This is a genomic window from Psychrobium sp. 1_MG-2023, from assembly GCF_030689115.1.
In the GTDB taxonomy this organism is placed as follows: Bacteria; Pseudomonadota; Gammaproteobacteria; order Enterobacterales; family Psychrobiaceae; genus Psychrobium.
In genome coordinates this window covers 1-9024 of record NZ_JAUYVJ010000054.1, presented here as the reverse complement: position 1 = coordinate 9024, position 9024 = coordinate 1, and the positions used below count along the sequence as shown (strand labels likewise).

Genomic DNA, 9024 nt, shown 5'->3' with positions numbered 1-9024 from the left:
TCAACATAGGCACAGCTTGTTTCCTTGAATCTAGTTCAAGGGACTGCACAGTGCAATACAGTTAAGGTGTACGTTGTCATTAACGTGGCCGCGTGGGGTTTCCCCAACTTAGTCGGCTCTTGTTTCCTCGAACGCTGTTCCAGGGACTGCAAGCCGAGGGAGTAGGACATTGCTAGACACCTATTTAGAGAGAGCCGCTGCAGAAATGCAGCGGCTTTTTTGTTTTGTGATGTTTAGTTATTTTCGCGTGACGATAAGCCTCATCACTGTGTAGTGAAACGATGTTGCGCCGAGGTAACGATCATCGCTCGCGGATCAACATAGGCACAGCTTGTTTCCTTGTATCTAGTTCAAGGGACTGTACAGTGCAATCCTGTTAAAGGTGTGCGTTGTTATTAACGTGGCCGCGTGGGCTCTCCCCAACTTGCTTTCGTCTATAGAGTTTATATCGATTGTCGTCGGGGCGGTTCTTTAGCCGGGAGCTCGGTCTTGTGACAATAATCGATTAAGCTTAAAGCGAGGTCCTGAATAAAAACACTTCAGGACGACGATGTTGATGACGCTTAAATTAAACGTTATCCCGGCAGTGTTTTAGCCGGGATCTAGGTTTGTCGAAGTAACCAGAAAGCTTAAAGCGAACATCTTTTTTAAATCCCGTAGAGGAATAGCAATAAAAAAGCCTCGTGAATAAACACGAGGCCTGTAGCTATCAACCTTGGTATTATTTATTTTGGCGGCATGCGAATAGCAGCATCTAAACGGATTGTTTCACCGTTCAGGTAGCAGTTTTCAACCATATGGATCGCTAGGCGGCCGTACTCGGATGGTAACCCCATACGTTTAGGGAATTGAATTTTATCCACTAACGATTCTTGAACATTATCAGGCATGTTCAATAGCATCGGTGTTCCCATGATCCCTGGAGCGATGGTGTTAACTCGGATGCCGTCACGTGCTAGGTCGCGCGCCATTGGCAATGTCATCCCAACAACACCACTTTTACTTGCCGCATAGGCTGCTTGGCCAATTTGTCCATCGTATGCTGCTACTGATGCGGTGTTAATAATTATGCCTCGCTCGCCGGCTTCACCTGCTGGTTCATTTAACAGCATTTTTTCTGCAGCAATTCTTGCAACATTGAATGTACCAATAAGGTTGATGTTAATTGCACTTGCAAAGGCTGCTAATGGTTGTGCTTTACCTTCTCGGTCGAGAACTTTCTTTGCTGGAGCAACGCCTGCGCAGTTAATACAGATATCAACTTTACCGAACTTTTTAATGACTTGTTCAAAGGCTTGTTCTACGGAATCTTCATCAGTAACATCAACTTTTACAAATAATGCTTTGTCAGCACCAAGTTCTGATACAACAGTATCACCTGCCGCTTGATTCAAATCGAAGATGGCGACCTTGATCCCGACTTTGATTAGTTCATCTAGGCTAGCTCGGCCCAAGCCTGAAGCGCCGCCGGTTACTACCGCAATTTTATTTTCTGGAGTCATAATTAATCCTTAATAATTTTTAATATAGTGACTAAGCGAATAAATCACGTGCAATTACCACACGCTGGATTTCGCTAGTGCCCTCATAAATCGATGTAATACGTACATCGCGAGCTAAACGTTCGACAGGGTACTCTTTGATATAGCCAGCACCACCTAAAAGCTGAAGAGCTGTATAACAAGCGTCGTTGGCTTTTTCTGATGCAAATACTTTTGCCATTGATGCTTGTGTTGAGAATGGCTTTTTGTCATCTTTTAAACTGGCTGCTTGAAGTAATAATAATCGTGCAGCTTCTAGCTCGGTGTAACGATCTGCTACCATCCACTGTAAGCCTTGAAAGTTTGCTAATGGTTGGCCAAACTGCTGTCGCTCTTTAATATACGCTTTGCCATAATCCATCGCTTCTAGACCTAAGCCTAACGCTAAAGATCCAATACCAATACGACCGCCAGCTAGTTCGGTAACGGCAATCTTGAAGCCTTTATTTTCTTCACCTAATAATGCCGTTGCTGGAATAATACAGTTATCAAAACTTACTTCGTTTGTTGCTGAGGCTTTCTGACCCATCTTGTCTTCTGCTTTCGCAACGGTAACACCATCAGTATTTCCATCGATTAGGAAGCAGCTAATGCCTTTACCTCTTGCAGCCTCTTTATCGGTGACGGCCCATACAACAAAAACACCCGCATACTCAGCAGAGGTAATATAGATTTTACTGCCATTTAGAATGTAATTTTCGCCATCCCTCACTGCAGTAGTTCGCATCGCTGATGGGTCGGAACCTGCTGTTGATTCGGTTAAGCAAAATGCACCAGCATAAAATTCACCGCTACATATTTTTGGTAGGTAATAGCTTTTTTGCTCTTCATTGCCAACTGCTTGAATAACTTCTGCAACCATATTGGTTACCGATGTTGTGACGGCGGTCGACGCACAACCACGCGCAAGTTCGGTAATGGCCAAACTAAAAGCAACGCTGCCCGCTTCAATGCCACCGTATTGACTATCGATATTAATACCCATAAAGCCAAGCTCACCAAGTTGTTTGACTTGGCTGAGAAACAGCTCGCGATCGTTATGGTGGTCGAGCGCTTGTGCGTTTGGTTTTAATTGGTTTTGTGCAAATTGACGAGCGGTGTCTTGAATCATTAGCTCTTCTTCGTTAAATGAAAATTCCATTGCTGCTATCCAAAATAAATATAATGTTTATAGTGTAGAAGTTGCGGCTTAAATTAACAGGACTTGATTAAACAGTAAGATCACAAAATCGCTCAAATTATTGTTTTTATACTGATACACTTAGAATACATAAACTGCAGTGGCAAGTGACTACGAAAGGTTTATTATCATTTGTATCACATAATCGATTAGCTAAGGAAGTGAATGGCAACCATTGGTCAATATTATTTGGATGTCTGTAGTCACGCTGCTAAAAAGCAGAAGGTGGATACGGCGAAATTGATGAAACAAGCTGGAGTTTCAGTAACCGCGTGGCACGAGCGAGTATTAGATCGTTCCATGGCCGATTATCTCAACTCATTGAGTTACGCATGTGACGATGCTTTCCTTGGCTTTGCTAGCCCTAAAGTACCACCGAATTTTTTTCAACTCTTATTAAATAGCTGTGCGTTAGCCTCGACTGTTGCAGAAGCAATTGCATTAATGAAAACCGGCTTTACCTTAGCTGGTTGTAAGCTTGAACTAGTTATTATCAATGATCGATGTGAGTTACAGTTAGAACACAGCCATCTGGACCCACAACATTACTTACTTGAATTTTTAATGGTGTTTTTACACCGTAGCCTGAGCTTTTTGGCAAATTCAGCTATTGCGTTAACTCGCGCAACAATTAGTTATAAACCAGTTGGCTATGAATCGGAATTTAACTTATTGTTTCGTTGCCATGTTGATTACGAACAGAGCCATGATGCAATTTATTTCAATAAAGAAGTACTTCAATGGCCAATATTGCAATCCGTCGAGTCCATTTTGCAAGCCGTGGAACAGTTCCCATTATTGATTTTACGCTACCCGCAGAGTAATAAGCAGTTAGATCATCAGGTTTATCAGGTGCTTAATCAAGCCTTTGTCAGCTCCGCCAGGATGCTAAGTGCAACAGAGGTCGCTAATGAGCTTAGTATGAGTGATGCGACATTAAGGCGAAAGCTTGCTGTATTTAAGGTGAACTTTTCACAGCTTAAGGCTGAGTATCGACATGAGCAAGCGTTGAGGTTATTAAAAACGACGACTCATAGTATCGAAGAGATAGCGCATACATTAGGCTACAGTGAAGCAAGGGCATTTTCACGAGTGTTTCAGCAATGGACAGATCAAACACCAACGCAATATCGGGCTTTAATTTAATCGAAGTGAATAAAAGAAAAAAGCCCGCTCAAGCGTCAGTTTCTCGAGCAGGCGTATTTAGCTTAAGCGAGAAAGCTAAATGAGTTCAAGCTATACAAATGTTAGCTCGGATAAACAGCCGAAAGTGGATGCCTATCAGATTCTTATTGTTGTTAAATAAGTCTTAGCTAAAGTAAGAGATTCAGCAACTTAGAAGCAAGCATCTTAAATAATTAGACATATTATGTCAAAGTTTTCGTGTCGTTCTTGCTAAAAATGTGAGCCGTGTCATCTCCAACACCTCCAAAAATTTCAATATCATTTCTTTGTCAGTATGTTTAATCAAGCTAGAATAGCTGCAAATTTAAAACTCATAAAAGCGCCAATGATCACTAAAATTAATCTACAAATCGCCCAAGCAATAGAGGGCTATCAACAATGCGAGCCATTTGAGCAAGCTATTTTACGTATTTTAGCGATGGTTAATAAAAAAATAGGGCAAACTAAGTTTAAAGAAGTATTGGCTGAGGTCTGTTTTACTGAGCAGTTTTATCAACAAAAACTAAAAACGAAATTTACGCCAGAGCTCAAAAAAGAGCTCACCGATAAAGGCTTGCTTGATGTTAGTGTGGAAGGGCTATCCATTTCTCCTTATCTTGCCAATTACTTAACTGAACTTTGTGTTGCTGATGAAAGCTTTGAGGACATTCTTTTTGCTGCAGAGGCTGTTGTGCCTGTTTTGCAAATCAACTATTGGCAAAAACCGGATCCTCGTGACACGCGTCGTATCATTCGCGATTGTTTTTTTAGACAAGAATATCAACATTGCCAAGAGTTATTAGCCTTTGATAAAAATCCCCAAATTGTAGACGCTGATCATGGTCAATTGCTCGTGAGTTTATGCTTTTACCCTTATCAGCCTGAAGTGTTCTCGCGATTACCGCCGTTAATGCAATATCAAGCTTTTGCGGCTCTTTTTGATATTATGCGTCACCAGTTTGTTGATGGGGTAGAGGTTATTGAACTGCTGAATGACGTTTCTCAACAACAACCAAATAACCACGAATTACGCTACTTGTTAGCTGAGCAATACCTCTATCGAGGTGAACTACTTAAAGTGAAGCAGTTAGTCGGTGACAATGAGAAAACAACTTACGGTTTGCAGGTTTATGCTAGTTACTTATTTTTAAGCAACCAACCAGCTAAGGCGTGCAGTGTATTTAAAAAAGCAATTGTGGCTAAAAACAAAATAGCTCGACGAAAGCGCCAATATATCGGGGGCTTACTGGGTTTATTTTACAATCTTGCATTGATTGTTGAGGGGAGTGCAGCAGATCCTGCTCAACTGGCTGTTGCCAGAGCTGAAATTGGCAATACCTGCAATGACAGAGATTGCGCGACAGAGTTGATACTTGCTTATAAGAAACTGGGTGATTTAGTTGAGGTACTCAGTGGTAAATCAGCCTATTCAATCACTCATAATATTTCATTTTCACATTTTACTGACTATTACAGCCGTCTGAGCATTGTTATTTGTTGTTTATCAGGTGTGTGGGCTAAAGAACGTCTAAATACACATTACGCAAAACAATTATGTGAGGCTTTCGAGCACTTTTCTGATATGGGTGATAATACGATTGCAGTAATGGCGGCTCATGTGATTAAGTTTCACGACGTGCCGTTAGGGCTTGTTAATCAATTTATTGTTGAGCATGAGCACCTGACAGATCCATGTTTACTCGTTCAGCGCCAAGAAGCGTGGGCGCAAGCTTTAGAACAATTGATTGCGCTTGATGAGACGGCAAGTAAACCATCCATCCCTAAACCCTCAACTCAGGAGAAACAAAGCCGTTTAGTGTGGTTGTTAGACGATGAGTGGGGGGATGTCTCATTTGAAGCAAAAGAGCAAAAAATGGGTAAATCAGGCTGGAGTAAAGGGCGAACAGTTGCATTAAAACGTCTTAAAGAGTCGCCAGAACAGTTTGATTTTTTAACGGCAGATGACTTAACAATGTGCCGAGCCATTTATAGTGGTCATAGCGGTGGTTATTATGGAAAAGAGTATTACACCTTAGGTGGGGTTAAAGCGGCGAAGGCTGCAGTGGGTCTAGATAACATTTACCACCAAGACAATCTAGGTCAAGCGATTAGTTTTGTCGAAGTTGAACCAGAGTTAGCAGTTACGCAAAGTCATGACGGCTATCTGTTAACGATAGCGAACTTGCCAAAGAATACCGCGCGAGCAGATAGTACTTTTTCATTAACCAAGATCTCATCGCAGCAATATCAACTGTGTGTGTTTTCGGCTAAGCACCTTGAGATTGCCGATATTGTGGGTGAAGGGGGTTTGATGGTGCCAAGACAAGCCAAAGATAAGGTGGTGCAAAGCATTGCCGCTATCGCGCCTTTACTCAACATTCAAACCGATATTGAAAACATCAACACAGGTACTGAGCAAATCACTGCCGACCCACATTTATATATGATGATTCAGCCGGCAGGTCAGGGTCTTGAATTTGAGTGCCATGTTCAGCCACTAGGACCTGATGGGCCATTAATGTCACCGGGTTTTGGCAACCCCTCTTTTTCGATGGAGATAAACGGTGAGCGTATAGGGACTACCCGTGATCTTGCCGCTGAACAATATCAACTGCAATATTTAGAAAGAGCTTGTCCTATTTTTGCCCAGATGATCGATAACAGATTATTGCTCAGTGAACTGGATGATTCACTGATGGCACTCGAACAACTCGAACTCGCTTGTGGTATTGGTGATGAGCGAGTGCCTACTCACCCTGAGTTAAAGCTGATTCTAACTTGGCCTAAAGGCAAAGACTTTAAGCTGACTAAGCGCCTAGAGTCGAAGCACTTACAGCTTAAAGTTAAAAAACAAAATGAGTGGTTTAGTTTAGAAGGAGAGCTTGAAGTTAATGACAATCATGTGATTGAACTTAAGCAGCTATTGGCGCTAATAGGCCAGCAGAAGGGCCGTTTTGTTACCCTTGATGACAACCAAGTTTTATCACTATCTGATGAATTACGTCAGCGCTTACAAACCTTAGAGACAGTAACACAAGAAGGTAAGTTCCATGTTCTAGCCTCACCTGTTGTCGACACTGCGACTCAAGGTATGCGTTTTAAAACATTACATGCGTGGGAAAAGCAAAAAGGGCTATTACAACAAGCAAACGAGCTGAATCCGCAAGTACCATCAACTTTGCAGGCACAATTGCGTGACTATCAGCTCGAAGGTTATGACTGGGCGAGTCGTCTTGCACATTGGGGTGCAGGGGCTTGTTTAGCCGATGATATGGGCTTGGGTAAAACCATGCAAGCGCTGGCGATTATCTTATCGCGTGGCAGTGACGGTCCTAGCTTGGTGTTAGCACCCACTTCGGTTTGTTTTAACTGGCAGCAAGAGGTGGCTCGCTTTGCGCCCACGCTTAGAGCCAAAATACTGGGCGTTGATACTAACACCATGGAACAGCGGCAAGAGCTTGTGGATAATGCTGGTGCTTTTGATTTAATTATATGTAGCTATGGCCTATTACAGCGTGAGAGTGAGCGCTTATCTCAAGTCAAGTGGAACACCATTGTTGCTGATGAAGCGCAGGCGTTGAAGAATCCGTTAGCAAAACGAACGCAAGCGGCAGTTGCCTTATCCGGGGCATTTAAAATGATCACTACTGGTACACCGATTGAAAACAACCTGACAGAGCTTTGGAGTCTATTTCGCTTTATAAACCCAGGTCTGCTAGGCAGTCAAAAGCAATTCTTTAAGCGGTTTGCTAGTGAGATTGAAAATGCCAATAACACCAATGTTGCTAAGCAGCGTGCGAATGTAGCATTACGCCAGCTCATCAGCCCATTCATTTTAAGACGAATGAAAAATCAAGTTTTAACCGAATTGCCATCGCGTACCGAGATTAACTTAGCGGTTGAATTAAGCGAAGAGGAGAGTGCGCTATACGAGGCCGTACGACAACAAGCTCTTGAAAACTTAACACAGAGCGGGATGGAGAATGATAGTCAGCAACATATTAAAATGCTCGCTGAAATTATGAAACTACGCCGTGCTTGCTGTCACCCTGCATTAGTCGCCCCAGAAACGGGTATCGAAGGTTCAAAACTAAAAGCGTTTGATAATTTAATCGGTGAGTTAAAACAGAATAATCATAAAGCACTGGTGTTTAGTCAGTTTGTCGGTCACTTAGATATTTTACGTAAGCATTTGGATAACAAGGGCATTAGTTATCAGTACCTTGATGGTGGAACTCCCGCTAAACAACGTCAGAGCCGAGTCAATGCGTTCCAAGCAGGCGACGGTGACGTATTTCTTATCAGTTTAAAAGCAGGTGGCTCGGGCTTAAACTTAACTGCGGCAGACTATGTCATTCACATGGACCCATGGTGGAATCCAGCAGTAGAAGATCAAGCGTCAGACCGTGCCCATCGCATGGGGCAAACTCGACCAGTAACTATCTATCGCTTAATCGCAAAAGGCACCATTGAGGATAAAATCTTAGCAATGCACCAATCAAAAAGAGACCTCGCTGATAGCCTACTCTCTGGTAACGAAACAGCACAAAAAATTTCAGCACAGGATATGATGGACTTACTACAAGAACAGTTATAATTTCGCTTCAATTTTGTCATTCCTGTATAAGCTAATCTAGTTATTCAGGAGTGCACCAATTACGTCGTTTCGGCATGCTCTTGGTCGGAATCTCGATTTGCAGTTAATTTACTTCCCTCTCAGCGTCGTTCCGGCAGGCTCTTAGCCGGAATCTCGATGTGCAGTTAATTTACTTCCCCCTTAACGTCGTTCCGGCAGGCTCTTAGCCGGAATCTCGATGTGCAGTTAATTTACTTCCCCCTTAACGTCATTCCGGCACGTTCTTAGCCGGAATCTCGATGTGCAGTTAATTTACTTCCCCATTAACGTCATTCCGGCATGCTCTTAGCCGGAATCTCGCTTTTAACAACAAAACAGAGATCCTGAATTAAATACTTTCAGGATGACAGATTGTGGGAGCTTGAGAAAGACGCCTCGGCACGACAATATGTGACAACCCTACTCCGTCGTTCCGGCACGCTCTTGGCCGGAATCTCGCTTTTAACAACAAAACAGAGATCCTGAATTAAATACTTTCAGGATGACAGATTGTGGGAGCCTGA

Annotated in this window: 4 protein-coding genes; 2 read left to right on the top strand and 2 right to left on the bottom strand. The window is 42.7% G+C overall.

From position 1 onward, the window contains the following. Window positions 1-725: 725 nt before the first annotated feature. The gene (locus Q8W26_RS17455; protein ID WP_101215609.1) at window positions 726-1502 is read right to left on the bottom strand and encodes an SDR family NAD(P)-dependent oxidoreductase; all 777 of its coding nucleotides are present in this window, start codon (window positions 1500-1502) and stop codon (window positions 726-728) included. Window positions 1503-1533: 31 nt separating this feature from the next. Continuing rightward, window positions 1534-2682, bottom strand: coding sequence for an acyl-CoA dehydrogenase family protein (locus Q8W26_RS17450; RefSeq protein WP_101215608.1), 1149 nt, complete (start codon window positions 2680-2682; stop codon window positions 1534-1536). 204 nt (window positions 2683-2886) lie between these two features. Between Q8W26_RS17450 and Q8W26_RS17445 the strand changes: the two genes are divergently transcribed. Both Q8W26_RS17445 and Q8W26_RS17440 read left to right on the top strand, forming a co-directional pair. After that, complete coding sequence (locus Q8W26_RS17445; protein ID WP_101215607.1) at window positions 2887-3867, top strand: AraC family transcriptional regulator; 981 nt, start codon at window positions 2887-2889, stop codon at window positions 3865-3867. 364 nt (window positions 3868-4231) lie between these two features. After that, window positions 4232-8482, top strand: a complete 4251-nt coding sequence (locus Q8W26_RS17440; RefSeq protein ID WP_101215606.1) for a DEAD/DEAH box helicase — start codon at window positions 4232-4234, stop codon at window positions 8480-8482. Window positions 8483-9024: the final 542 nt, after the last annotated feature.